The following is a 25,681-nucleotide window of genomic DNA, read 5'->3' as shown; positions in this document are numbered from 1 at the left end:
GAGGTCGGGTCAGAGCTCGAGTGCGCCGATCACGTCTCCGTACTGCGACTCGCCGATGTCGACGAAGCCGATGCGGTGGAAGAACGCCTCGGGGCCCTCCTCACCGGGCTCCCACAGCACCGTGATGCGGTCGACGCCGCGGCGCTTGGCCTCCTCGGCGAGGGCGGTGGCGAGGAAGCGGCCGACGCCCTTGCCCTGCACCTCGGCGTCGACGTTGATGCGCCAGATGCAGGCGCGGAACTCCTCGTGCTCGTTCTCGGGGTCGAAGTTGCCGTGGATGAAGCCGACCACCTGGTCGCCCATGAGCGCGACCCGCTGCCACGCGGTGGCCGGGTTCACGACGGCGGTCTCGGCGGCGTACGTCACGGGGGCGATGAACTGTTCCTGGCCGGGCTTCAACGAGAGCGAGTTCGCAGCGACGATGTTGGACGCGGACAGTTCTTCCAGTCTCAGCTCAGCCATGGTGCCAAGGCTAGCCCGTGGCGCGCCGCCGTCGATAGCCGAACCGGGTCTATTGTGGCCTCGTGAACGCCGCGCGACCGGCAGCACTCGACACCGCCGTCAGCACGCTGCCGCCGGGGTACTTCGCCCTGGTGATGGCCACCGGGATCGTCGGGGCCGGCCTCGAGACGGTCGGTCTCACGGTCGCCGCCGGAGTGCTCACCGCCGTCGCGGTGGTCGCGTACGTCGTGCTCGTGGTGCTCACCGGATGGCGGCTCGTGGTCTGGCGGGACCGCATGCGCGAGGACTTCATGTCGGCGCGCAACGGCTTCCTCTTCTACACGTTCGTCGCGGCGACGTGCGTGCTCGGCACCCGTTTGGTCGACGTGGCCGGGCCGTGGTGGTCGCTCGCCTTCCTCGTCGTCGGGCTCATCGGCTGGATCGTGCTCGGCTACGCGATCCCGTGGTGGGTCGTCGTCGAGGGCGGTGCGGGTCGCAGCCTCGAGGGCGTGAACGGCACGTGGTTCGTCTGGCCGGTGGCGAGCCAGTCCTGCGCCGTGCTCGCGGCCACGCTCGAGGTGCGCATCGACGAGCTCGCGCACCTGCTCTCGATCTTCGCGATCCTCTTCTGGGGCATCGGCGTGGTGCTCTACGGCGTCATCGGCGTCGCCGTGGTGATGCGGTTCCTGATGTTCGGCATCGAGCCGGAGCAGCTCGGTCCGCCGTACTGGATCGCGATGGGCGCCGCCTCGATCTCGGTGTTCGCCGGTGCGCTGATCGTGGACATGACCGGAACGCCGATGGCGTCGGTCACCCAGGGCCTGATCGGCGGGGCATCCGTGCTGTTCTGGGCGTTCGCCAGCTGGCTCATCCCCGCGCTCCTGCTGATCGGCTGGTGGCGGCACGTTGCACGGCGGGTGCCCCTCACCTACGACCCGGCCTACTGGAGCATGGTGTTCCCCCTCGGCATGTACGCCGTCGCGAGCATCCATCTCGGCGCGGCCGACCGGCTCCCCATCGTGGGTGCGATCGGGGCCGCGTTCCTCTGGGTCGCGGTGCTCGCGTGGGTCATCGTGTTCGTCGCCACCGCGGTGAGCCTGACGCGGGGTCATTGATCCGTCATTTGTCTCGATATCGAGATATCCGCGTGAAGCGCTAAGCTGGACGGCGGCGTGTCGCACCGCCCCCCGAAGACTTCTGAACTCCCCTCGAGAAACCCAAGGAGACATCCTCTTGTCCAAGATCAAGGTTGAAGGCACCGTCGTCGAGCTCGACGGCGACGAGATGACGCGGATCATCTGGCAGGCCATCAAGGACCAGCTCATCCACCCGTACCTCGACGTGAACCTCGAGTACTACGACCTCTCCATCCAGAAGCGCGACGAGACCGACGACCAGATCACCATCGACGCGGCGCACGCCATCCAGAAGCACGGCGTCGGCGTCAAGTGCGCCACCATCACGCCCGACGAGGCCCGCGTCGAGGAGTTCGGCCTCAAGAAGATGTGGCGCTCGCCGAACGGCACCATCCGCAACATCCTCGGCGGCGTGATCTTCCGCGAGCCGATCATCATCTCGAACATCCCGCGCCTCGTGCCCGGCTGGAACAAGCCGATCATCGTCGGCCGTCACGCGTTCGGCGACCAGTACCGCGCCACCGACTTCCGCTTCGACGGCGAGGGCACCCTCACCATGACCTTCACCCCGAAGGACGGCTCCGAGCCGCAGTCGTTCGAGGTGTTCCAGGCGCCCGGCTCAGGCGTCGCCATGGGCATGTACAACCTCGACGACTCGATCCGCGACTTCGCGCGCGCCTCGCTGAACTACGGGCTCGACCGCAACTACCCCGTCTACCTCTCGACGAAGAACACCATCCTCAAGGCCTACGACGGCCGGTTCAAGGACATCTTCCAGGAGATCTTCGACACCGAGTTCAAGGAGAAGTTCGACGCGGCTGGCCTCACCTACGAGCACCGCCTCATCGACGACATGGTCGCGGCCAGCCTCAAGTGGGAGGGCGGCTACGTCTGGGCGTGCAAGAACTACGACGGCGACGTGCAGTCCGACACCATCGCGCAGGGTTTCGGCTCGCTCGGCCTCATGACCAGCGTGCTCGCCACGCCCGACGGCAAGGTCGTCGAGGCGGAGGCGGCGCACGGCACCGTCACGCGTCACTACCGCCAGCACCAGCAGGGCAAGCCCACCTCGACGAACCCCATCGCGTCGATCTACGCCTGGACGCGCGGCCTCGCGCACCGCGGCAAGCTCGACGGCAACCAGGAGCTCATCGACTTCTCGCACACCCTCGAGGACGTCATCGTGACGACGGTCGAGTCGGGTGCCATGACGAAGGACCTCGCGCTCCTCGTCGGGCCCGACCAGCCGTACCAGACCACGGAGGAGTTCCTGCAGACGCTCTCCGACAACCTCAAGGCGCGCCTGGCCTAACCTCAGGGCGCTGCCACACGGTCGAGACGGGGCCGGATGCCGCTGCGGCATCCGGCCCCGTCGTCGTGAGTGCCGCACGATCGCTCGCCGGGCGGCCCGCTGCTGCCGGGCGCCGCACGCCTGCCGGGCGCCGCCCGGTCACGATCGTTCGCGATCCGGGGGAGGATGGAGGCATGGTCGTCGTCCTGAAGCTCGCTCGGCGGTACTGGGCCGTGACGCTCACGTTGGCCGTTGGACTGGTCGGCATCGTGCTCGCGCTGATCGGCTGGGGCGAGTCGGTGCCGTGGGTCTTCGGCGCCTACGCGCTCGGCATCGCCGCGTGGCAGGCGGTCGGCATGGTGCGCGACCTCCTGCGCGGCCACTGGGGTCTCGACATCCTCGCGGTCACCGCGATCGTGGCGACGGTGCTCGTGGGCGAGTACATCGCGGCCCTGATCGTCGTGCTCATGCTCACGGGCGGCGAGGCCCTCGAGGACTACGCCAATCGTCGGGCCAAGCGCGAGCTCGACGCGCTCCTCACCCGCGCGCCGCAGACGGCGCACCGCGTCGAGGGCGATCGCATCCGAGACATCCGCGCCGACGACGTGCTCCCCGGCGATGTGCTGATCGTGCGTCCGTCGGAGATCGTGCCCGTCGACGGCGTCCTCAGCTCCATCGAGATGCTGGTGGACGAGTCGTCCATCACGGGCGAGAGCCTCCCGGCCGAGAAGCACGCGGGCGACGAGGTGCTGAGCGGATCGGTGAACGGCCAGGCGGCCGTCGAGATCGTCGCGACCGCGACCGCAGCCGAGAGCCAGTACCAGCAGATCGTCGCGCTCGTGGCGGGCGCCGCCGAGTCGAAGGCCCCCGTGGTCCGTCTCGCGGATCGCTACGCCGTGCCGTTCACGGTGTTCTCGCTGCTGCTGGCCGGCGTCGCGTGGTGGATCTCCGGCGACCCGGTGCGGTTCGCCGAGGTGCTCGTGCTGGCCACGCCGTGCCCGCTCCTGATCGCGGCACCCGTGGCGTTCATCGGCGGCATGAGCCGTGCCGCTCGCAACGGCATCATCGTGAAGAGCGGCGGCGTGCTCGAGCAGCTCGCCAGGGCGCGCACCGTCGTGTTCGACAAGACGGGCACCCTCACGCACGGCGAACCCGAGCTCGTCGCCGTCCGGCCCGAGCCCGGATTCGACCCCGACGAGCTGCTGCGACTCGTGGCGTCCGCCGAGCAGTACTCCTCGCACGTGCTCGCGGCCTCGATCATCGATGCGGCGGCCGAACGCGGGCTCCGCCTCACCGAGGCCGAACGCGCTCGCGAGGCGGCCACCAACGGCGTCGTCGCGACCATCGGCGGACGCGAGGTGCTGATCGGCAAGTACGCCTACGTGCTCGAGCACGCGCCCGCGACCCGGCGCACCCACATCGCCCCCGGCGAGCTCGCCGTGTACGTCGCCGTCGACGGGGTGTACGCCGGAGCGCTGATCGCGCGCGATCAGCTCCGCCGCAACGCGCACGAGACCCTGGACCGACTCGAGGCTGCCGGCGTCACGCACACGATGATGCTCACGGGCGACGCGCAGGCGACCGCCGACCACATCGCCGCGGAGATCGGCATCGAACGCGTCCGTGCCGAATGCCTGCCCGCCGACAAGGTGCGGGACGTCGCCGCGATCGCCGAACGCCCCGTCATCATGGTGGGCGACGGCGTGAACGACGCGCCGGTGCTCGCGGCGGCCGACGTCGGGATCGCGATGGGTGCTCGCGGGGCCACCGCAGCGAGCGAGTCGGCCGACGCGGTCATCCTCGTCGACGACATCTCCCGCACGGCCAAGGCCGTCGAGATCGGCCGCGACACCGTGCGCATCGCGCTGCAGAGCATCTGGCTCGGGATCATCGTGAGTGTCGGGCTCATGGTCGTCGCCGCGTTCGGATTCATCCCCGCGACGGCCGGGGCGCTGCTGCAGGAGTTCGTGGACCTCGCCGCGATCCTCGCCGCACTGCGTGCCATCGGCGGGCGCCGGGATGCCGCAGCGACCGCGGAGTCGCGCGCGCGAGCCGCCGTCGTCACGCGCTGACCCGCACCCGGTCTGCATCGAGCCGTCGCGGATGGCTGGTGCGATCGTGCATCCGCGACGTCTCGTTCAGGAAAGCACGCGCCCCGCTGCCCGCGAGCCCGTCAGTGGCGTCGGCCACCACCCGCGGTCACAGCTTGGTAACGTGCCGCCGAAACATCCGTCGAACTCTTGCCCCGCATTAGTTCGTAAGGTTTACTAACGAATACTTCGACCGCTCAGCACACACCCACGAAAGGAAACGACGAATGAGGAAACTCGGCATCGTGGCGCTCGGCGCCGCGGCTGCGCTCACTCTTGCCGGCTGCGCCTCCGGAGGCGACGCGGCCTCCGACGAGGGCGCCGAGATCCGCGTGTGGCTCGTCGGCACCGACACGCCCGACGAGGCACGCGACTACCTGGTGGAGACCTTCGAGGAGGAGAACCCCGGCTCCACGCTCGTCATCGAGGAGCAGACGTGGGAGGGCCTCGTCGACAAGCTCACGACGAGCCTGTCGAGCTCCGACAGCCCCGACGTCGTGGAGTTCGGCAACACGCAGGCTCCGGCCTTCACGTCGGTCGGTGCGCTGATCGACCTCAGCGACGACTACGAGGCGCTCGGTGGCGACGACCTGCTTCCCGGGTTCGTCGAGGCCGGCTCGTACGACGGCAGGTTCTACGCCCCGCCGCTGTACGCGGGCGCGCGCGTCGTGTTCGCCGACCCGGCCTTCGTGACCGAGTCGCCGGCCACCCTCGACGACTACGTCGCGACGGCGAAGGAGCTGGCCGCAGCCAACCCCGGCAAATCGGGCGTCTACTTCGCCGGTCAGGACTGGTACAACGCGCTCCCCTTCATCTGGGAGAACGGCGGCGAGATCGCCGTTCCCGACGGCGACGGGTGGGATGCGCAGCTGTCGTCGCCCGAGTCGCTCGCCGGCCTCGCGCAGGTGCAGGACCTCATGACCACGGCGACGCTCGCGCCGAAGGACGGCGACAACGCCGAACCGTGGACCCCGTACTGCGAGGGTCAGGCCATCCAGTTCTCGGCGCCGAACTGGGCGCTCGGCCTCGCCAGCGAGTGCGAGACGGCCGCACCGCCTTCCGCACCGCTCGTGTACGCCCTTCCCGGCGCCGACGGCGGCGCTGCGCAGGCGTTCGCCGGCGGGTCGAACATCGGCATCTCGGCGAAGTCGGCGCACCCCGAGCTCGCGAAGAAGGCGCTCGAGATCATCCTGAGCGACGGGTTCCAGACGATCTACGGCGAGAACGGCCTCATCCCGGCCAAGCAGTCGCTGGCGCCCACCCTCGGCGACACCCCCGAGGCGGCGGCCTTCACCGCGGCAGCGGGCAGTGCCAAGCTGACCCCGGCGTCGCCGAACTGGGCCGAGGTGGAGGCATCCCGCGTGCTCGAGGACTTCTTCGTGAAGGTCGCGCAAGGCGGCGACCTGAAGCGCCTCGCCGAGGAGGTCGACGGCAAGATCGAGGACATCCTGAACGGCTGAACCCGTTCGGATGCCCCGCAGCGACCGGGCCGGCGGCGACCACGCACGTCGCCGGCCCGGCGCCCCGACGAACCGAGGAGAACCGATGAGCACGACCACGACCGGGCCGAGGACGGTGCCGGACGTCGCCGCCCGTGAACCCGAAGCGGGCCTGCCGGCCGAACCGCCGCGCCGGCGCCGCGGCGCCGGGTTCACCCCGTACGCCCTGCTCATGCCCGCCCTCCTCGTGCTCGTGGTGATCACGGGATGGCCGCTGGTGCAGCTCGTGGTCATGTCGTTCCAGCGCTTCGGCCGGGAACAGGTGTTCGGTGCCGCGCCGGAGTTCATCGGGCTCGACAACTACCTCGAGGTGCTCGGCGACGACGAGTTCTGGCAGGTGCTCGGCCGCTCGCTTCTGTTCGCCGGGATCTGTGTGGTCGTCACCATGGTGCTCGGCGTGCTGGTGGCGTTGCTCATGCGTCGGCTGGGCACCTGGCTGCGCACGCTCGTCTCCGTCGGGCTCCTGCTCGCGTGGGCCATGCCGCCGCTGTCGGCGACGATCGTCTGGGGGTGGATCTTCGACACCCAGTACGGCGTGCTCAACAACGTGCTCGCGAATCTGTTCGGCCCCGAGTTCGCGGGGCACTCGTGGCTCATCGACCCGCTGAGCTTCTTCCTCGTCGCCGCGATCGTCATCGTCTGGGGCGCGGTGCCGTTCGCGGCGTTCACGGTCTACGCGGGTCTCACCCAGGTGCCCGACGAGGTGATCGAGGCCGCGCAGCTCGATGGCGCCGGGGCCATGAAGCGGTTCCGGTTCGTGGTGGTGCCCACCATCCGTCCGATCCTCGCGGTCGTGACCATCCTGCAGGTCATCTGGGACCTCCGCGTCTTCACGCAGATCTACGCGCTCCAATCCCTCGGCGGCCTCGCCGAGCAGACCAACACGCTCGGCGTGTACATCTACCGCGTCTCGCTCGGCTCCGGCGACTTCGGGGTCGGCGGCGCCATCTCGGTGATCGTCGTGCTGCTGCTGGTGGGGCTCGCGGTCGTCTACGTGCGCCAGAACGTCAGGGAGGAGAGCCTGTGACCGGCCGCCGCCTCGGTTCGATCCTCGCCGGCATCGCCGCGATCATCGTGTTCGCGTGCTCGACGTTCCCCGTCTACTGGATGGTGAACACCTCGCTCCAGCCCAACGGCCAGGTGCGCGGAACCGAGCTGCACTTCTGGCCCGACAACGCCACCCTCGAGAACTACGCGGCGATCGTGCTCGACACGGGCCGCGCGCCGTTCGTGCCCGCGCTGCTCAACTCGCTCCAGGTCACCGTGCTCACGGTGCTCATCGCGCTCGTGTTCTCGTTCCTCGCGGCGGTCGCGGTCACCCGGTTCCGGTTCCGGAGCCGCGTGACGTTCATCGTCGCGATCCTCATCGTGCAGATGATCCCGGCCGAGGCGATGATCATCTCGATCTTCCGCCTCGTCGACGGCTGGAGCCTGCTCAACTCGATCGCGGGCCTCACCGCCGTGTACGTGGCGACCGTGCTGCCGTTCACCATCTGGACGCTGCGCGGCTTCGTCAACGGCGTGCCGGCCGAGCTGGAGGAGGCCGCCATGATCGACGGACTGACCCGGGCGCAGGCGTTCTGGCGCATCACCTTCCCGCTGCTGGCGCCGGGACTCGTGGCGACCGGGGTCTTCGGGTTCATCCAGGCGTGGAACGAGTTCGTGTTCGCGCTCGTGCTGAACCCGCGCCCCGAGGCGATGACCCTGCCGGTCTGGCTGCGCACCTTCCTCGACCCGAACGGCGGCGTCAACTGGGCGCATCTCATGGCGGCGTCGACTCTGGTCGCGCTGCCGGTCGTCGTCTTCTTCCTCCTGGTGCAGCACCGCATGACGAGCGGGCTCGTGAGCGGAGCCGTCAAGGGATGAGCGAGCGCGAACCGGCCGGCGCGGGCGACGACCTGCGCCGGGACATCCTCACGACCCTGCTTCCCGGGTTCGCCGGCACCGCGGCGCCCGACTGGCTGCTCGGGCGCCTCGCCGAGGGGCTCGGCGGGGTCTGCATCTTCGGCCACAACATCACCGATGCGGGGCAGCTGCGGGAGCTCAACGCGTCGCTGCGGGCCGCGAACCCGGTCGCGGTCGTCGCCATCGACGAGGAGGGCGGCGACGTCACCCGCCTCTTCCACGCCGTCGGCGCACCCTACCCGGGCAACGCGCTGCTCGGCCGGATCGACGACGTCGCGCTCACGGAGCGCGTCGCACGCGCGGTCGGCGAGGCGCTCGCGGCCACGGGATGCACCCTCGCCTTCGCGCCCGACGTCGACGTGAACTCCAACCCCGACAATCCCGTGATCGGCGTGCGCAGCTTCGGGGTCGATCCGCACCTGGCGGGCCGCCACGCGGCGGCCTGGGTGCGCGGCCTCCAGGCGACGGGGATCGCCGCGAGCGCCAAGCACTTCCCGGGGCACGGCGACACCGCCACCGACTCGCACCTGGCGCTGCCCGTCGTCGACGTGTCGCTCGCGACCCTCCGCGCTCGCGAGCTCGTGCCGTTCGCCGCGGCCGTCGCGGCGGGCGCGCGCACGATCATGACGAGCCACATCCTGCTGCCGCGGCTCGACGCGGTGAACCCCGCCACGCTCTCCCCACGCGTCGTGCGGGGCCTGCTGCGCGGCGAACTCGGGTTCGACGGCGTCATCATCACCGATGCGCTCGACATGCACGGTGCGAGCGGCGTGCACGGCATCCCCGAGGCCGCGGTGCGCGCCCTCGTCGCCGGATGCGACCTGCTCTGCCTCGGCAGCGAGACCGCGGCCGACGAACTCGACGACATCGTCGGCGCGATCGAGGCCGCGGTCGTCGGCGGCCGGCTCGCCGCCGGGAGGGTGCGCGACGCCGCGGAGCGGGTGCGGCGGCTCGCCGCGGCGACGCCGGCGCCGACGGTCGGTGCAGTGCCGGCGATCGCCGCGGCCTCCGCTCCGCCCGCGATCGTGGAACCGTGGCACGATGCGGACGACCTCGCGCGACTGGCGGGCGCATTCGAGGTGGCGGATGTCGCGCGCCACCGCCTCGCGTCGGCCTCGCGCATCGGCACGGTCGTGCGCATCGAGGCCGCGGCGAACATCGCGATCGGGGATGCGCCGTGGGGTCCGTTCGCCGCGGCCGCGGCATCCACGACGGCAGCGGATGCCACGTGGTTCGACGCCGCCCGGATCATCACGGTCTCCGCCGACGCACCGCTCGCCGATCCGGCCGGCCTCGAAGGTGCCGTGCTCGTGGTGGGCAAGGACCTGCACCGGCATCCGTTCGCCCTCGCGGCCATCGACATGCTGCGCGCCGCGCGCGACGACGTCGTGACCGTGGACATGGGCTGGCCGTCCGACGACCGCGCCTACGCGGACGTCGCCACGTTCGGCGCCTCTCGGCTCGTGGGGGAGGCGCTCCTCGGCTTCGTGGGCGACGCGGTGGCGCTCGCCGCGACGTCGACGCCGTGACCATATCCTGAAGGGACGGCCGCCGACGCGGCCGTTCCGCCTCGCTCGGCCTCGGGTCGTTGCGGGTCATGTCCCGGTCCGACATCCGTCGCCGGTGCCGCCCTCGGAGGAGAACACCCATGGCCGAAGTCGTGATCGTCGCCGACGAGGATGCCGCAGGCCGCCTCGTCGCCGACGCCATCGTCGCCCTCATCCGCTCGAAGCCCGACGCGGTGCTCGGTCTGGCCACCGGCTCGACGCCGCTCGCCACGTACCGCGCGCTCGCCGACCGCATCGCCGAGGGATCGATCGACGTGCGCGGCGTCCGCGGGTTCGCGCTCGACGAGTACGTGGGCCTGCCGTCCGGTCACCCCGAGAGCTACCGTGCGGTCATCGCGCGCGAAGTGGTGGAGCCGCTGGGCCTCACGCCCGAGTTGGTGCGCGTGCCGAACGGCGACCCGGCGTCCATCGAGCACGCCGGCGCCGACTACGAGGCAGCGCTGCTCGCGGCGGGCGGCGTCGACCTGCAGATCCTCGGCATCGGGCGCACCGGGCATATCGGCTTCAACGAACCGGGCTCGTCGCTCGCGTCGCTCACGCGGGTCAAGACCCTGACCGAGCCCACGCGCGCCGACAACGCCCGCTTCTTCGACTCGCCCGACGACGTGCCGATGCACTGCATCACCCAGGGCATCGGCACGATCCTGCGCGCGCGGCACCTCGTGCTCCTCGCGTTCGGCGAGGCGAAGGCGCACGCGGTCGCTGCGGCGGTCGAGGGCCCGGTGACGGCGAGCCAGCCGGGATCGGCGATCCAGCTGCACCCGCACACGACGGTCGTGGTCGACGAGGCCGCGGCATCCGAGCTCGACAACCTCGCCTACTATCGGCACGCGTGGACCAACAAGCCCAGATGGCAGGGCATCTGACCGCCCGAGGCCGTCGCCGTCAGTGCGGCAGGGCCTCGGGGAGCATGGCGAGGTAGGCGTCCTCGTCGAAGTCCGACGCGATGGCCCGCTGCACCATGAACCCGGGCATGAGCCCGAGCGCCACGGGCGTGAGCCGGGCGGCCCACTCGCCGGGGTCGCCGTCGACACGCCCCGGCTCGGCCGCCGCCCATTCGGCGAAGGCGGCCTCGACCGTCGCACGGACGGTCATGAGCACGTCGTGCACGGGCTCGCGCATGTCGGGATCGATGGCGGCCTCAGCCCACAGCTGGATGAGCACGCCGCTGAACGGCTCTCGGCGCATGCCGTCGATGAGCGTCGCCATGACCTGACCGGGTGACAGCGGGGATCCCTCGAGACGGCGGGCCTGCAACTCGCCGCGTCGGGAGTCGAGCACGCGCCCTGCGACGGCGGCGAAGAGCTCCTTCTTGCCCGCGAAGTGGCCGTAGATCGCGCCAGCGGACAGGCCCGACTCGGCGATGATGTCGGCCATGGAGGTTCGCTGGAACCCGCTCGCCGCGAAGCGGCGGAGCGCGGCGGCGATGATCTCATCGCGCCGCGCCTCGCGGTAGGCCTCGGTCACCTTCGGCATCGGCGCCCCCAAACGGAATGAACGTTCTTGACAAGCATAGACAGCGGCTCCAGGATAAAGAACGAATATTCGTTTTTGTTTGGAGGATCGAATGTCGCACCAGTCCGGCACCACCGCGCACACGCCGATCGGCCGCGTGCTGGGCCTCTCGCTGGCCCTCGCCGCCGTCCTCGCGATCATCGTGCTGGCGTTCTCCTGGCCCGCCGTGACGGCCGAGCCGCACGACCTGCCCATCGCGATCACGGGTCCGGCCGAGGCCGTCTCGGCCGCTGAGGCCGCCGTCGACGAGCAGTCCGACGGCGCCATCGCGTTCCGCGAGGTCGACGACCGCGCCACGGCCGTCGACGCCATCGAGACCCGCGACGTCTACGGCGCCGTCATCCTCGGCCAGGAGCCCGAGGTGCTCACCTCATCGGCGTCGAGCCTCGTGGTCGCGCAACTCCTGAACACGGTGGCCGCCCAGCTCGAAGAGGGCGTCAACGCGCAAGCCGCCGCCGCGGCAGCGGCGGCCGGCGCGCCCACTGCACCGCCGCACCTCGACGTGACCGTCACCGACGTCGTGCCGCTCGCCGAGTCCGACCCGCGGGGCACCGGCCTCACGGCGGCCCTGTTCCCGCTCGTGCTCGGCGGAATGATCGGCGGCATCGCGATCTCGGTCGTCGTCATCGGCGCCATGCGCCGGGTCGCCGCGGTGCTCGTGTACTCGGCGGTCGGCGGGCTCGCGCTCGCGGGCATCCTGCAGGGCTGGTTCGGCTCGCTGCAGGGCGACTTCTGGCTGAACTCGGCGGGCATCGCGCTCGCGCTCGTCGCCATCGCCGCACCCATCACGGGCTTCGTGGCGCTGATCGGGCGCCCCGGCATCGCCGTCGGGCCCGTCGTCATGCTGCTGTTCGCCAACCCGATCTCGGGCGCGGCCCTCCCCAAGGAGTTCATCCTCGCGCCGTGGGGAGAGGTCGGCCAGTGGTTCCCGCCGGGGGCGGCCGCGACGCTCATGCGCGAGCTGTCGTACTTCCCGGCGGCCGACACGACGTTCCCATGGCTCGTGCTCGCCTCGTGGGCGGTCGGCGGCATCCTGCTCTCGATCGTGGGACACTTCCGCACCGCGGGCGGCGCCGAGCCCGACGCCGAGGCTGCGGTGGCCGATGCCCCCGCGGAGGAACTCGTCTCCATCTGACCGGATGCCACGCACCGGCGCTCGGCCCTCTGGCCCGGGCGCCGGCGTGCGTCGGCCTGCGGCGCGGCGTCAGCCCTGCGGCATCCGCGGCGTCCCTCTCAGCGGATATACGATCCGGCGCGCCGGGCCCGCGAGGTCTTCGGCCGGGTGTCGGATCGTATATCCGCAGGAGTGTGCACGGGCGTGTGTCGGGATGCGCCTGCGTCGGCGCGCGCCGGCCTCGCCGGCGTCGTCGGCCTGCGGCGCGGCGTCAGCCGGCGAGCTGCTTGCGGCCGTTGATGATGCCGCTCACCGCCGCGACGAGCGCGAAGACGATGGCCACGACCGGCTGTCCGAGCATCCACCAGGCGATCGCGGCGGCCGAGAACACGGCGATCTCCACGAGCGCCTTGCCGAACACGTCGACGCGGAAGACCGCCTTGGGGGAGACGAAGAGCGCCCACAGCACGATCGCCACCGCGGGCGCGCCCAGGCCGATCAGCACGCCCGGCCACGGGAGCGGGAACGCCAGGAACCCCCAGATGCCGAGGCTCACGAAGGCGAACAGCTCGAGGAGGAAGCGGAGGACGTCGTTCGGCCCGACCTTGGGCAGGGGCTCGTTCGTCTGGGTGTTGCTCACGGCTTCCCAGCCTACTTCGCCCAGCTCCAGCTCCACCCCACCTCGCCCGAACCCGCGAGCACGTGCAATTCCGACGAGGGCGTGCGGTAACGCACGCGCACTCGTCGGAATTGCACGTGCTCGCGAACGGGAACGGGAACGGGAAGTGGCGGCGTCAGCGGAAGATGATCGTGCGCGCGCCGTCGAGGAGCACCCGCCGCTCGGCGAACCACTTCACGGCCTGCGAGAGCGTGCGGCTCTCCTCGTCCTGTCCGACCGAGACGAGCTCGGCGACGGAGCGCGAGTGGTCGACGCGCACGACGTTCTGCTCGATGATCGGCCCCTCGTCGAGGTCGCTCGTCACGAAGTGCGCGGTCGCGCCGATGAGCTTCACGCCGCGCGCGTGCGCCTGCCGGTACGGATTCGCCCCCTTGAAGCCCGGCAGGAACGAATGGTGGATGTTGATGCAGCGACCCGCGAGCGCCTCGCACAGCTCGGGCGAGAGGATCTGCATGTAGCGCGCGAGCACGACGAGTTCGATGTCGTGCTCGTCGACCGCGTCGAGCACGCGCCGTTCGAAGGCCGCCTTCGACGTGGCATCCGTCACCGCCAGCGATTCGAACGGCACCCCGTAGAAGTCGACGAGATCACGCAGCGTGCCGTGGTTCGAGAGCACGAGCGGGACCTCGATCGGCAGCTGCCCGGCGTGCCGGCGGAACAGCAGGTCGTTCACGCAGTGGCCCGCGGTGGAGGCGAGCACGAGCGTGCGCAGCGGCCGGCCCACCTCGTCGAGATGCCACGTCATGTCCCACTGTCGCGCGACCGGGGCCAGCGCCGCCTCGAACTCGGCGCGGCCGGCAGGCGACTCGACCTGGAGGCGCATGAAGAACCGGCCCGTGTCATGGCTCGCGAACTGCTGGCTCTCGGTGATGTTGCCGCGGGCGGCGACGATCGCACCGCTCACCGCGTGCACGATGCCGGGCCCGTCGATGCAGCTGAGGGTCACGACCCAGTGGAACAGGTGGGCGGGCGCGGCGTCCGACGGCATCCGACCAGCGTAGTGCGTCGGGTAGACTCGTCAGTGGCCTGCGGACGACGCACGGCCCTGGGCGCGCACATGAGCGCGTAGTCGACCCGCGCGGTGAACGCACCCGCCGCGGGGAACGCCGTCGGAGAGACATCCTGATGTCCGTCACCGAATCCGTGCGCGTGCGCGCACCCCGTCTGCCCTGGCTCGGCCTGCTCGTGCTGTCAGCCGGGGTCTTCCTGTCCATCACGATCGAGATGCTGCCGACCGGGCTCCTGCCCGGCATGAGCGAGGGGCTCGGCGTGGCCGAGCCGTTCGTCGGCCTCCTCGTCTCGGTCTTCGCGTTCGCGGTGGTCGTCACGTCGACGCCGCTCACGGCCCTCACCAGCCGGATGCCCCGCCACGGCCTCATGGTCGCGGTGATCGCGGTGCTCGGTCTCACCACGCTCGCTTCGGCGTTCGTGCCCGAGTACTGGATGCTCGCGGCGCTCCGCGTCGCCGGCGGTGTCGCACACGGGCTGTTCTGGGCGCTCGTCGCCGCGTATGCCGCCCGTCTCGTGCCCGACGGGCAGATCGGGCGCGCCGTCTCGATCACGCTCGGCGGCGGCACCCTCGCGCTCGTGGCCGGGGTGCCCGTGACGACGGTGCTCGGCCAGGCCATCGGCTGGCGTCCGGTGTTCGCCATCGTCGGGGCGCTGACCCTCGTGGGCGGCCTCCTGGTGTGGCGGTTCCTGCCGCCGGTGCGCGGGTCGCAGGCGGCGACCGCGGCCCGCTTCCGCCGAGGCGACGTGGCGCTCGGTCCCGTGCTGCTCGTCTGCGCCGTGACGGCGGCGACCATGCTCGGCCAGTACGCCGTGTTCACCTACGTCGCACCGCTCATCACCGAGGTCGTCGGCCTCGACGTCGGCGCCGTGGGTCCGCTGCTCTTCGTCTACGGCGTGGCGGGCGCCGTCGGGCTGGCCCTGGCCGGATCCCGTCTCGCGACTCGTCCGGTGCGGGCGCTCGTGGTCGCCATGGCGCTCGTCGCGGCGTCGCTCGTGGTGCTGGGCCTCGCGCCGGGTGCCGTGCCGTCGATCATCGCGCTCGCGGTCTGGGGTGTGGCGTTCGGCGCCATCCCGCCGCTCCTGCAGACTCGCATGCTGCAGTCGGCGCCGGCTGCCCACCGCGACGCCGCCAGCGCCCTCTATACGACCGCGTTCAACATCGGGATCGGCGGTGGTGCGCTGATCGGCGCCGTCCTCTTCGACCGGCTCGGGGTGGGCGCACTGCCGTTCGCGTACGCCGCGCTGCTCGCCCTCGTCGCCCTCGGGCTCGCGCGCGAGGCGTTCGGTGCGCCGCGTCAGTCGGTCTCGATCACCGAACGGCCCGCGGTCGAGCCATCGACGACGCGGTGAGCACCACGCCGCCGTAGAGTCGGACGCATGCTCGCGCTGAGGACCGTTCCGAGTGCACCGTATCTGGCGTTCGCCGAGGTCCCCGAGCCCGTTCCCCTGCCCGACGAGGCACTCGTCCGCGTCCGGGCGTTCTCACTCAACCGCGGCGAGGTCCTGGACCTGCCCGACCTGCCCGAAGGCGTCACCCCCGGCTGGGACGTGGCCGGCGTCGTCGAACGACCCGCCGGCGACGGAAGCGGGCCGGGCGCCGGGACGAGGGTCGTCGGCCTGCTCAGGCGAGGAGCCTGGGCGCAGCTCGCGGCCGTCCCGACCGAGCGAATCGCGGTGGTCCCCGAAGGCGTTTCCGACGGACAGGCCGCGGCGCTCCCCACGGCCGGCCTGACGGCGCTGCGATCGCTGGAGGTCGCGGGGCTGCTGCTCGGGAGGCGGGTGCTGATCACGGGCGCGACCGGAGGTGTCGGGCGGTTCGCGATCCAGCTGGCCCACGCCGGTGGAGCGTACGTCACCGCGCTGGTACGCGACGCGACCGGGGCCGGAGCGCCGTTGCGCCGACTCGGCGCCGGAGAGGTCGTCGAGCGAATCGACGGCGACTTCGATGCCATCGTCGACACCGTCGGAGGCACGACGTTCGGCACCGCCATCGAACACCTCGCGGCCCACGGAGTCCTCGTCAATGTCGGCACCCAGAGCGCCGACGAGATGGTCGCCTTCCGGGCCGGGCGGTTGGACCGGGCGGTCGGCGCGAAGATCTACACGTTGAACCTCCCGGACGAACTCGCCGCGCACGGCAGCACCCGCACCGACCTCGGTCGCCTCTGCCGGCTCATCGTCGATGGACGGCTGGACTGCCAGATCGGAATGGAGCGCTCGTGGCGTGAGACCGTGCCCGCCATCGACGACCTGCTGCGTCGGCGCATCGGCGGCAAGGCCGTGCTCCACGTGGACTGACCACGGTCATGGCCCGGTGCCGCGGACGTTCGGCGCGACGGGTCAGTCGGGTTCGACGACCACCCGGGACGCGGGTCCGGTGCGTCCGTCCGCGGTGTACCGCACCATGGCGTCGGCGAGTTCGTCGCCGACGGTCAGCGCGATCGCCTTCGTCGACCCCGCGCCGTCGAGCTCGACCGTGGCGAGCGAGGCGCCGTCGAGGAGCAGCTCGACGCTCGAGCCCGGCACGCCCGCGAACGCCGCATGCCACACGAGGTGGCCGCTTCGGCGCAGCGCGAGCGCCGGGGTGGCGAGCTCGACGACGACGGGTTCGCTCGCGGGCGAGACCGCACCGGCGGCATCGGTCTGCGTCGCCGTGAGCAGCGTGACGCCGGCGGACAGGTCGTCGGCGACGAGGGTCCACGCACCCGTCGCATCGGCGGCGGTCGCCCAGGAGCGCCCGTCATCGGCGGTGACGACGATGCTCGCGCCGGCCACGGCCGTGCCGGTGAGGAGCGGATCGACGAGCCCGCCCGCGGTGTCGGCGGAGAACGATGGAGCAGGCGCGCCGTGGTCGACCGGCACGGGTTCGACGTGCGCAGCCGCGCCGAGTTCGGCGACCGCAGGTGCGGCCGGGACCGACGCGTCGGGGACGTCGGGCGCCGTGGGCGCGTCGGGAGCGGTCGGCGGATCGGGCACGATCGGTGACGGCGGGCGCGCCGGCGCGACCCCGGGCACGGCGTCGACGGCCGGCCCGGCGGCGGCGGCGGGCGGCGTGCCGCTCGCGGCGGTGAGATTGGGGATGGCGATGAACACCGCGACCGCGGCCGCGGCGACCACCAGCGTGCCGACGCCGGCGCCCACCGCGACCCCGCTCGCGCCGAGTGAGCTTCCGGCCGCGCTGCCGCCGGCTGCCGTGCTTCCGGCCGCGCCGCCGCCGGCCGCGCTGCCGCCGGCGACGGCCACGCTGCTGCCGGCCATCCCCGGTACCCCGACGAGCACCGCCGGAAGCCCGGCCGCACCCATGGCGACGTCGACCGCTGGTGCGCCCTGCGACAGCCATGCCGAGTACGCCGTCGCGCCACCCACTCCGGCGGTGAGCGGCAGGAGCACGAGCGCGAGGCGCGATCCGACGTCGCGCGCCTCCGCAGCGACGATCGTGCACTTCGCGCAATCGTCGAGATGCGCCTCGACCTTCGCGGTGTCGCGCGCCCGGAGTCTGCCGCGGGTGTATGCGCCGAGGCGGTCGATGGTCCAGCGGCACTCGGGCTCCCCCTCGGCGTTCCGGAGGTGCGCCCGGATCCATGCCTGTCGCAGGCCCTCCCGCGCGCGATAGGCCAGCGCGGCCGTGGCGTTCGCCGTCATGCCGACGAGCGGGGCGATCTGCTGCGGGCCCATGCCCTCGACCTCGGAGTACCAGAGCACCTCCTGCCACCTGGTCGGCAGCGCGCGGAAGGCCTGGACGGTCGTCGACCGGTCGAGGGAGCGGAGCGTCGCAGCCTCGTTCGTCGTGGGGTCCTCGAACGACTCGAGCGTTTCGAGGTTCGCCTCGCGCCGTCCGCGCCCCCAGCTCGCGGCGGTGTTCCGCAGCGTGGTGAACAGGTACGGGCGGAACGCGCTCGTCGGCCCGCCGCCGCCGAGGATGGCGTCGTAGATCTTCGTGAACGACTCGGCGACCAGGTCGTCGGCGTCCAGCGAGCTGTAGGAGCTCGCCACGGTGCGTGCGGACGCCGCGTGCCGCCGCCAGAGCTCGCCGTAGGCGGTGCGGTCGCCGCGACGGGTGCGCTCGATGAGCGCGCCGTCGGACAGGTCGGTGCGCAGGGGTGGCACGTCGCCTCCAGGTCGGGTAGGGGCCTCATGAATACAGACGCGGGAACGTGCGGATCATGACGCCGCCGGGGGATCTTCCACATTCCAGCAGATTTCTCCGGGACGTGCGTCATGGATGCGACCGCTGCCCGTCTCTTCAGTCGAGGGCACTCAGGGGAGCCCGAGCACCGCCGCCTCGCATCGAGCTCGAACGCGGGGCGGAGCCGGCATCGCCGGCGGGACGCGCACGTCGGGGGTCGAGGCGCGCGTCGACCGCGCGGGGGTTCGGAGGCGATGGGGAACACGCCTCCGGACCCCGCACGGCTCACGGAGTCCGCGGCTCAGTCGCCCTTCACGTTCACGACCTGTCGCAACGAGTGCCGGATGTCGACGAGATCCGCCGAATCCGCCATGACGAGGTCGATGGGCTTGTATGCCTGGGGGATCTCGTCGAGGAACGCGGCGGTGTCGCGGTACTCGATGCCCGTCATCGCCTCGTGCAGCTGCGCGATCGTGAAGGTTCGCCGGGCGGCCGAACGCGAGTACCTCCGCCCCGCGCCGTGCGGCGCCGAGTCCAGGGCGAGCGCGTTGCCCCGGCCGGCGACCACGTACGATCGGCTTCCCATCGACCCCGGGATGAGCCCCGGCACCCCCGTACCGGCGTGGATCGCGCCCTTCCTCGTGACCCACAGCTCCTCGCCGAAGTGCCGTTCGCGGCGCGTGAAGTTGTGGTGGCAGTTGATGCGCTCCTGCTCGACGACGCGCACGCCCGCCCAGCGCTGCAGCTCGGCCACGACGCGGTCCATGATCTCCTCGCGGTTCTCGAGGGCGAATCGCTGCGCCCACCGCATCTGGGCGATGTAGGCCTCGAACGCGGCGGTGCCCTCCGAGAGCCACGCGAGGTCGGGGTCGGGAAGGCGAAGCCGTGTCGCGGTCGCCTCGTTCCTGGCGACCCGGATGTGGCGTTCCGCGATGTTCTTGCCCACGCCGCGCGACCCGGTGTGCAGGAAGAGCCAGACGCGGTCGAGTTCGTCGAGGCTCACCTCGATGAAGTGGTTGCCGCTGCCGAGCGACCCCAGCTGCAACCGCCAGTTGCGCGTCGGGTCGGCCGGATCGAATCCCGCGTCGGCGGCCGCCGCCTCGAGCTCGCGCACACGCGCTTCCGCCGACGGTGTGAGGACCTCGTTGTAGTGCCCGGCGGAGAGCGGGACCGCCGCCTCGATCGCCTCGCGCAGCCGGACCAGGCCGTCGGGGAGGTCCGCCGCGACGAGCTGCGTGCGCACGGCGATCATGCCGCACCCGATGTCGAGCCCCACGGCCGCGGGAATCACGGCGCCGCGGGTGGGGATCACCGAGCCGACCGTGGCGCCGAGGCCCGGGTGCGCATCCGGCATCAGCGCGACGTGCGGGTGCACGATGTCGAGCGACGCCGTGGCCAGTGCCTGGTCGCGTGCCGCAGGGTCGAGCACGGAGGCCCAGCTGAGGAGCTTGTCGCCGATCCGCTGCATCGCGTCCTCTAGGCGATCCTGACGCCCGCGCTCCAGACCGCCTCGGCACCGAGGTCCTCGCCGAGCAGCACCGCGTCGGCGGCGTACCCGGGCTCGAGGCACCCGAGGTCCGACGCGCGGCCGATCGCCGCGGCCGGCGTCTCGGTGAGGGCGCGCACGGCATCGGCCAGCGGGATGCCGCTGTCGACGACGGCGCGGCGGAGCGCCTCGTCCTGGGTGAGCGTCGACCCCGCGATCGAACCGCCCTCGAGGAGACGTGCCACGCCGTCGGCGACGATGACCCGGAGGGAGCCGAGCAGGTAGTCGCCGTCCGCGGAGCCGGCTGCGGCCATCGCATCGGTCACGAGGGCGATGCGCCCCGGCGCACCCGAGAACGCGAGCTTCACGACGTCGGGGTGCACGTGCACCCCGTCGTTGATGACCTCGAGCGTCACGTGGCCGGCATGCATGGCCGCGACGACCGGACCGGGCGCTCGATGGTGGATGCCGCGCATCCCGTTGAAGGCGTGCGTGAGGATCGAGGCGCCCGCGTCGAATGCCGCGAGCGCGATCTCGAAGTCGGCCCCGGTGTGCCCGACGGCGACCACGACGTCGGCGCCGGTGAAGCGGGCGATCGCGTCACGCGCCCCGGGGAGTTCGGGGGCGAGGGTGATCTGGCGGAGGCATCCGTTCGCCGCCTCGAGCAACCGGTCGACGGATGCCGCGTCGGGCGCGCGCAGCTGGGCCGGGTCGTGGGCTCCGCGGAACTCGTGGTCGAGGAACGGGCCCTCGAGATGCGCGCCGAGCACGCGCGGGTCGGATGCCGCGGCCCGGCCGATCGCCTCGAGCCGGTCGGTGAGCGCCTCGACGGGCGCCGTGACCAGCGAGAGCACGGAGCGCGTGGTGCCGTGCGTGCCGTGCACCGCGAGCACCCGCTCGATGGCCTCTGCGCCCTGCTCGACGGATGCCCCGCCGGCGCCGTGGCAGTGCAGGTCGATGAATCCCGGCACCAGGTGACGGCCCGCGGCATCCGTCACCGACGCGTCCTGCGGCAACGAGTCCCGCCACGTGTCGCCGATGCCCCGGGCGGCCACGACATCGCCCTCGAAGCGCACCCATGCGTCGGTGGCCGTGTCGCGGCCGCTCACGAGGCGGGCCGAGTGGATGACGGTGGACGGTGGGGTCATTCCGCCACGATAACGTCGTACCCGCCCTCGACGAGGCGCTGCCGCTGCTCGTCGGTGACGCCGGCGTCGGTGACGATGGTCGAGAACAGGCGGCGGCGACCGATCGCCGCGAAGGCTCGCCGGCCGATCTTCGAGGCGTCGGCGACGAGCACCGCCTGCGTCGCCCGCGACGCCATGAGCGCGTTGACCGCCGCCTCGCGCTCATCGTGCGAGGTCGGGCCGACGACCGGGTCGATGCCGTTGACCCCGATGAACGCCAGGTCGAGCGTGATGTGCTCGAGCACGGCGTCGGCGTAGGCGCCGACGAGCTCGTAGGAGCGCGCGTGCACGACGCCGCCCGTGACGACGGTCTTGATCTGCGGTCGCATCGCGAGCTGCATGGCGATGTTGATCGCGTTCGTGACGACCGTGAGGCTCGGCTCGTGCGAGGGCTCCATGATGTCGGCGCGGGACATGAGGGCATCGGCGATGGCCGTCGCGGTCGTTCCGCCGCACAGCCCGATCACCGCGCCACGAGGCACGAGCGCGCTCGCGGCCCGCGCGATGGCGGCCTTCGCCTCGGGATTCTGCTGGTTCTTGTACCGGATCGGCAGGTCGTAGGCGACCGAGTGCGCGACGGCTCCACCGCGCGTGCGGGTGAGCAGCTGCTGCTGCGCGAGCGCGTCGAGGTCGCGACGCGCGGTGGCGGGGGAGACCCCGAGCCGCTCGACGATCTGGTCGACCTCGATCTGCCCGCTCTCGGCGAGCAGGTCGAGCACGGCGCTCAGGCGCTCGGCGCGGTTCATTCCGGCTCCTTCTCGGCGGAGGCGAAGAGCACCATCAGGCGCGTCGCCTCGAGACGCACGGCCTCCCGGCCGGCGGTGACGTACTTCCGCGAGTCGACGACCTGGGGGTGAGCGGTCAGGAAGTCGCGGATCGCACCCGTGAAGTGCGCGTTGAGGTGGGTCGACACGTTGACCTTCGTGAGGCCGGCGCGGATGCCCCGCACGATCATCTCATCCGCGACGCCCGATGAGCCGTGCAGCACGAGCGGCACGGGCACGGCTCGGGCGATCCGTTCGATGAGGTCGAGGTCGAGGGCCGCCGTGCGCTCGGTCATGGCGTGCGAGGATCCGACCGCGACCGCGAGGGCGTCGACGCCCGTGTCGCCGACGAATCGAGCCGCCTCGCCGGGGTCGGTGCGGACTCCGGGGGCGTGCGCGCCGTCCTTGCCGCCGATCTCGCCGAGCTCGGCCTCGACGAGGGCGCCGGTGGTCCGGGCGTGCGCGACGACCCGGCGGGTCACCGCCACGTTGTCGTCGAACGGCAGCCTCGCCCCGTCGTACATGACCGATCCGAAGCCGCGATCGAGGGCGTGCAACGCGAGCTCGGGATCCTCGGCGTGATCGAGGTGCACGGCGACGAGGGCGCTCGATGCCTCGGCGATCGCGAGGGTCGCGGCCGCGATCGGCTCGAAGGCGCCGTGGTATCGGATGCAGTTCTCGGAGAGTTGCAGGATCACCGGCAGTCCGGCGTCCTCCGCGGCACCGGCGAGCGCCTCCGCGGTCTCGAGGTGCAGCACGTTGAACGCGCCGACGCCACGACCGGCGGCGCGCGCGCGGTCGAGGATGTTCCGGGTCGGCGTGAGCGTCATGGGTTCCCCTCGTCGGTCGCGTGCTGGAGCGGGGTGACGACGACCTCGGCCTCGAGCTCGGGATGCCGGGGCGAGAGCTCGCCGGCGAGCGGCATGAGCACGGCACTCGCCGACCACGCGGCCGCGCGGCGCGCGAGGCGCGTGCGGGCCCCGGCTGCGGCATCCGTGGTGCTCCAGAGATCGGCCCGGGTCGCGATGGCGGCTGCGATGGCCGCCACCGCGGCGTCACCGGCCCCGGTGGCGTTGCCTCGCAGCGGAGCGGCCAGCCGGGCGTGCAGGCTCGGAGCGCCCGGGGTCACGATGAGCAGGCCCTCCTCGCCGAGCGAGACGACCACGAGCCGCGCACCGGAGTGGAGCAGCGAGCGTGCGCCCCCGATGGGGTCGGCCACGCCGGTGGCGTCCGCCAGCTCCTCGCGATTGGGTTTCAGGGCGAAGGCGCCGGCACGGGCGGCGGCGAGGATGCCCGGACCACTCGTGTCGACGACCGCCGGGACACCCATCGCGGCGAGTCGTGCGACGAGCGCGCCGAGCTCCTCGGCGTCGAAGCCCGGGGGCAGGCTGCCGCTGATCGCGACCGCCTGCGCCGTGCCCCCGAGGTCGGCGGTGGCCTCCGCGAAGGCGGCCGATTCGGCCGGCGAGAGGGGGGCGCCGAGTTCGTTGAGGAGGGTCGCCTCGCCGCTGGCCTCGTCGACGATCGCGACACTGCGCCGGGTCGGCGACGCCGTCGGAACGAGCCGGTACCTGAGGCCCGACGCCTCGAGATCGGCCCGGAGCTCGTCGCCGGTGAGTCCTCCGGCCGTGGCGAGTGCGACGACGTCGTGTCCCGTGGCGTGGAGGACGCGGGCGACGTTCAGGCCCTTCCCGCCCGCCCGGGAGGCGCCGGCCGGCACTCGGTGGACGCCGCCTCGCGTCAGCTGATCGACGTGCCAGGTCAGGTCGATCGCGGGGTTCGGGGTCACCGTGAGGATCATCGGGAGATGCTCTCGCGCGCGATGAGGGCGGCCCCGAGCAGGCCGGCATCGTCGCCCAGGCTGGCCGGCACGAGCAGCGGGCGTCGGTGGAAGCTCAGTCGTTCGTCGACCCGTGTCGTGAGCGGAGCGAAGAGGGCGTCGCCCGCGCGGGAGAGCCCACCGCCGATCACGATCGCCTCGGGCGCGACCGTCGCGGCGAGCTGCGCCACGGCGAACCCGAGGGCGTCCACGGCCGACGCCCATACGTCCCGCGCATGGGCGTCGCCCGCCTCCGCGCGGGCGAGCACCTCGCGCGCACCGTCGACCTCGACTCCCGAGCGCTCCGCGTAGCGGCGGGTGATCGCGCCGGCCGAGGCGATCGCCTCGAGGCATCCGCGGGCCCCGCAGGCGCAGCGAGGCTCCTCCGCGACGGGGGAGTGTCCGATCTCGCCTGCATACCCGCCGCCCAGGTGCGGCCGGCCGTCGAGGATCAGCGAGCCGGCGATGCCGGTGCCGATGACGAGCACCACGACGTCGGCGTATGCCCGCGCCGCGCCCAGCCGGTGCTCGGCCCAGCTCGCGGCCGTCACGTCGTGGTGGAAGGCCACCGGCAGCCCGAGCGCGGCCTCGGCGAGGTCGCGGATCGGCGCATCGCGCCAGCCGAGGTTGCTCGCGAACACCCCGACCCCGCGTTCGGCATCGACGATTCCCGGCACGAGGAGGCCCGCCGCGACCGGGTGCAGATCGGGGTGGGCGGCGCGGAGCTCGGTGGCCAGCTCGGCGACCCGTGCGACGACGGCCTCGGCGGTGCGGTCGCCGTCGATGGGGGTGGGCGTGCGGCGGAGCCCCAGCACGCGTCCCGCGCCGTCGACGAGCGCCGACTTCGTGTCAGTGCCGCCCACGTCGAACGCCACCACGACGTCGCCCGGTCCCAGGGGAGCGGACGGGGCATCCGGGGTCTCGGTCACGATCGTCAACCGCCGAGGATGACGGAGCGGGTGAGGTTGCGCGGCGAGTCGGGGTCGAGGCCACGCGCCCGAGCCCGCTCGAGTGCGACGCGCTGGGCGCGCACGAGCTCGGCCATGGGGTCGAGCCGGCCCGCCTCGAAGCGAGCGCCCGTCGCGGCGACCTCCTCGGAGAGGCCGGCGGGGGGCTCGCCGAAATGCCACGTGACCCGTCCTGGCGCCGCGATCGAGATGGGCCCGTGCCGGTACTCCATGGCCGGGTAGGACTCCGTCCACGACTGGGAGGCCTCGCGCATCTTGAGGGCCGCCTCGTGGGCGAGGCCGACCGACCATCCCCGGCCGAGGAACGTGAACTGCTCGGCGTCGACGAAGGCCGGATCGAGCTCCTCGGCGACGGCGTGCTCGGCGTCGCGGATGGCGTCGTCGAGGTGCTCGCCGAGCGATGCGCGGAAGAGCGCGAGCGCTGTGGTGGCGAATCGCGTCTGCACGACCGAGCGTTCGTCGGCGAACGGCAGGGTGATCGCCTCATCGACGAGGCCGACGAGCGTCGAAGCCGCGTCACCGATGACGCCGATGGTGCGCGCGCGGCCGCGCAGCCGCTCGACGAGCTGGAGCACCTCGGTCGTGGTGCCCGACCGGGTCAACGCGACGACGGCGTCGTAGCCGCGGTCGACGAAGGCCTCGGATGCCGCGAAGGCGTCGGTCTCGCCGTGACCACCGGCTTCGCGGAGCCACGCGTACGACTGCGCGATGAACCACGAGGTGCCGCACCCGACCACGGCGACACGCGCGCCCCGGGCCGGGAGCGTCGACTGCTCGGCCCGGAGGCCGGCTGCGCGGGCCCACGTCTCGGGCTGCGAGGCGAGCTCCGCGGCCATGTGGGCCCCGAGGGGTGCGCGGCCCGTGGTGCCCGGTCGGGTGGAGTCGTCCTCGGTGCCGTGGGTCATGCGTTCCTCCATGTCGATACGCGATCTGCTGCGCTCATGATCGCAAATGATCGCAGCAACTGTCTATCAATCAAGTCTATGAACAGAAACCCCACGTTCGTGGGGCGGGAAGCCGGGTGCTCCCATCTCGCCCTCCGACGGTAACGATCAGGTGAAGGCGTCTTGACGCATCGGGCG

Annotated in this window: 23 protein-coding genes; 11 read left to right on the top strand and 12 right to left on the bottom strand. The window is 72.1% G+C overall.

From position 1 onward, the window contains the following. Positions 1 to 9 precede the first annotated feature (9 nt). Positions 10 to 462: a GNAT family N-acetyltransferase gene (locus ACVFI9_RS15280; protein WP_474763056.1), complete on the bottom strand. Its 453-nt coding sequence runs from the start codon at positions 460 to 462 to the stop codon at positions 10 to 12. Between the two features lie 62 nt (positions 463 to 524). Between ACVFI9_RS15280 and ACVFI9_RS15275 the strand changes: the two genes are divergently transcribed. From ACVFI9_RS15275 to ACVFI9_RS15240, 8 genes are all read left to right on the top strand, one after another. After that, positions 525 to 1,556, top strand: coding sequence for a tellurite resistance/C4-dicarboxylate transporter family protein (locus ACVFI9_RS15275; protein ID WP_474763055.1), 1,032 nt, complete (start codon positions 525 to 527; stop codon positions 1,554 to 1,556). Positions 1,557 to 1,674: 118 nt separating this feature from the next. After that, complete coding sequence (locus ACVFI9_RS15270; protein WP_474763054.1) at positions 1,675 to 2,889, top strand: NADP-dependent isocitrate dehydrogenase; 1,215 nt, start codon at positions 1,675 to 1,677, stop codon at positions 2,887 to 2,889. Between the two features lie 173 nt (positions 2,890 to 3,062). Then, the gene (locus tag ACVFI9_RS15265) at positions 3,063 to 4,940 is read left to right on the top strand and encodes a heavy metal translocating P-type ATPase (protein WP_474763053.1); all 1,878 of its coding nucleotides are present in this window, start codon (positions 3,063 to 3,065) and stop codon (positions 4,938 to 4,940) included. Between the two features lie 245 nt (positions 4,941 to 5,185). Continuing rightward, positions 5,186 to 6,418 carry an extracellular solute-binding protein gene (locus ACVFI9_RS15260; RefSeq protein WP_474763052.1) on the top strand — a complete coding sequence of 411 codons (1,233 nt, stop codon included), beginning with the start codon at positions 5,186 to 5,188 and terminating at the stop codon, positions 6,416 to 6,418. An 85-nt stretch (positions 6,419 to 6,503) separates the two neighbouring features. Next, positions 6,504 to 7,484, top strand: coding sequence for a carbohydrate ABC transporter permease (locus ACVFI9_RS15255; RefSeq protein WP_474763051.1), 981 nt, complete (start codon positions 6,504 to 6,506; stop codon positions 7,482 to 7,484). Then, entirely contained in the window at positions 7,481 to 8,323 is an 843-nt protein-coding gene (locus ACVFI9_RS15250) for a carbohydrate ABC transporter permease (protein ID WP_474763050.1), read from the top strand. The genes ACVFI9_RS15255 and ACVFI9_RS15250 overlap by 4 nt, the downstream gene beginning before the upstream one ends. Beyond that, complete coding sequence (locus ACVFI9_RS15245) at positions 8,320 to 9,891, top strand: glycoside hydrolase family 3 protein (protein ID WP_474763049.1); 1,572 nt, start codon at positions 8,320 to 8,322, stop codon at positions 9,889 to 9,891. The genes ACVFI9_RS15250 and ACVFI9_RS15245 overlap by 4 nt, the downstream gene beginning before the upstream one ends. 119 nt (positions 9,892 to 10,010) lie before the next feature. Further along, complete coding sequence (locus ACVFI9_RS15240; RefSeq protein ID WP_474763048.1) at positions 10,011 to 10,796, top strand: glucosamine-6-phosphate deaminase; 786 nt, start codon at positions 10,011 to 10,013, stop codon at positions 10,794 to 10,796. Between the two features lie 19 nt (positions 10,797 to 10,815). On the opposite strand, the gene ACVFI9_RS15235 is transcribed toward ACVFI9_RS15240, so the two are convergent. Then, positions 10,816 to 11,406 carry a TetR/AcrR family transcriptional regulator gene (locus ACVFI9_RS15235; protein ID WP_474763047.1) on the bottom strand — a complete coding sequence of 197 codons (591 nt, stop codon included), beginning with the start codon at positions 11,404 to 11,406 and terminating at the stop codon, positions 10,816 to 10,818. 91 nt (positions 11,407 to 11,497) lie between these two features. On the opposite strand from ACVFI9_RS15235, the gene ACVFI9_RS15230 reads away from it, so the two are divergent. Continuing rightward, entirely contained in the window at positions 11,498 to 12,580 is a 1,083-nt protein-coding gene (locus ACVFI9_RS15230) for an ABC transporter permease (RefSeq protein WP_474763046.1), read from the top strand. Between the two features lie 250 nt (positions 12,581 to 12,830). Here the strand turns inward: ACVFI9_RS15230 and ACVFI9_RS15225 are convergent, their stop codons facing one another. Next, positions 12,831 to 13,199, bottom strand: coding sequence for a YrdB family protein (locus tag ACVFI9_RS15225; RefSeq protein WP_474763045.1), 369 nt, complete (start codon positions 13,197 to 13,199; stop codon positions 12,831 to 12,833). Positions 13,200 to 13,353: 154 nt separating this feature from the next. Beyond that, positions 13,354 to 14,226, bottom strand: coding sequence for a formyltetrahydrofolate deformylase (purU, locus tag ACVFI9_RS15220; RefSeq protein WP_474763044.1), 873 nt, complete (start codon positions 14,224 to 14,226; stop codon positions 13,354 to 13,356). A gap of 137 nt (positions 14,227 to 14,363) precedes the next feature. Here purU and ACVFI9_RS15215 point away from each other — a divergent pair, with 137 nt between their 5' ends. Together ACVFI9_RS15215 and ACVFI9_RS15210 are read left to right on the top strand one after the other, a co-directional pair. Next, positions 14,364 to 15,599 (top strand): MFS transporter, encoded by a 1,236-nt coding sequence (locus ACVFI9_RS15215; protein ID WP_474763043.1) that lies wholly within the window; start codon positions 14,364 to 14,366, stop codon positions 15,597 to 15,599. Between the two features lie 27 nt (positions 15,600 to 15,626). Then, positions 15,627 to 16,547: a zinc-binding dehydrogenase gene (locus ACVFI9_RS15210; protein WP_474763042.1), complete on the top strand. Its 921-nt coding sequence runs from the start codon at positions 15,627 to 15,629 to the stop codon at positions 16,545 to 16,547. 42 nt (positions 16,548 to 16,589) lie between these two features. Here the strand turns inward: ACVFI9_RS15210 and ACVFI9_RS15205 are convergent, their stop codons facing one another. The 8 genes from ACVFI9_RS15205 to ACVFI9_RS15170 form a co-directional block, all read right to left on the bottom strand. Then, positions 16,590 to 18,356 (bottom strand): sigma-70 family RNA polymerase sigma factor, encoded by a 1,767-nt coding sequence (locus ACVFI9_RS15205; protein WP_474763041.1) that lies wholly within the window; start codon positions 18,354 to 18,356, stop codon positions 16,590 to 16,592. A gap of 320 nt (positions 18,357 to 18,676) precedes the next feature. Continuing rightward, positions 18,677 to 19,843 (bottom strand): RtcB family protein, encoded by a 1,167-nt coding sequence (locus ACVFI9_RS15200; protein WP_474763040.1) that lies wholly within the window; start codon positions 19,841 to 19,843, stop codon positions 18,677 to 18,679. 8 nt (positions 19,844 to 19,851) lie between these two features. Continuing rightward, complete coding sequence (gene nagA, locus ACVFI9_RS15195; protein ID WP_474763039.1) at positions 19,852 to 21,009, bottom strand: N-acetylglucosamine-6-phosphate deacetylase; 1,158 nt, start codon at positions 21,007 to 21,009, stop codon at positions 19,852 to 19,854. After that, the gene (locus tag ACVFI9_RS15190; RefSeq protein ID WP_474763038.1) at positions 21,006 to 21,794 is read right to left on the bottom strand and encodes a DeoR/GlpR family DNA-binding transcription regulator; all 789 of its coding nucleotides are present in this window, start codon (positions 21,792 to 21,794) and stop codon (positions 21,006 to 21,008) included. Before ACVFI9_RS15190 ends, nagA begins: the two co-directional genes overlap by 4 nt. Next, positions 21,791 to 22,642 (bottom strand): class II fructose-bisphosphate aldolase, encoded by an 852-nt coding sequence (locus tag ACVFI9_RS15185; protein ID WP_474763037.1) that lies wholly within the window; start codon positions 22,640 to 22,642, stop codon positions 21,791 to 21,793. Before ACVFI9_RS15185 ends, ACVFI9_RS15190 begins: the two co-directional genes overlap by 4 nt. After that, positions 22,639 to 23,613, bottom strand: a complete 975-nt coding sequence (locus tag ACVFI9_RS15180; RefSeq protein WP_474763036.1) for a 1-phosphofructokinase family hexose kinase — start codon at positions 23,611 to 23,613, stop codon at positions 22,639 to 22,641. The genes ACVFI9_RS15185 and ACVFI9_RS15180 overlap by 4 nt, the downstream gene beginning before the upstream one ends. After that, entirely contained in the window at positions 23,610 to 24,560 is a 951-nt protein-coding gene (locus tag ACVFI9_RS15175; RefSeq protein WP_474766282.1) for an ROK family protein, read from the bottom strand. Before ACVFI9_RS15175 ends, ACVFI9_RS15180 begins: the two co-directional genes overlap by 4 nt. 5 nt (positions 24,561 to 24,565) lie before the next feature. Next, positions 24,566 to 25,504, bottom strand: a complete 939-nt coding sequence (locus tag ACVFI9_RS15170) for an SIS domain-containing protein (RefSeq protein ID WP_474763035.1) — start codon at positions 25,502 to 25,504, stop codon at positions 24,566 to 24,568. Positions 25,505 to 25,681: the final 177 nt, after the last annotated feature.

It is taken from the genome of Agromyces sp. NSFZ (genome assembly GCF_056156205.1).
Note: the sequence above shows the minus strand (reverse complement) of the source record. Positions and strands in the feature narration are given on the sequence as shown.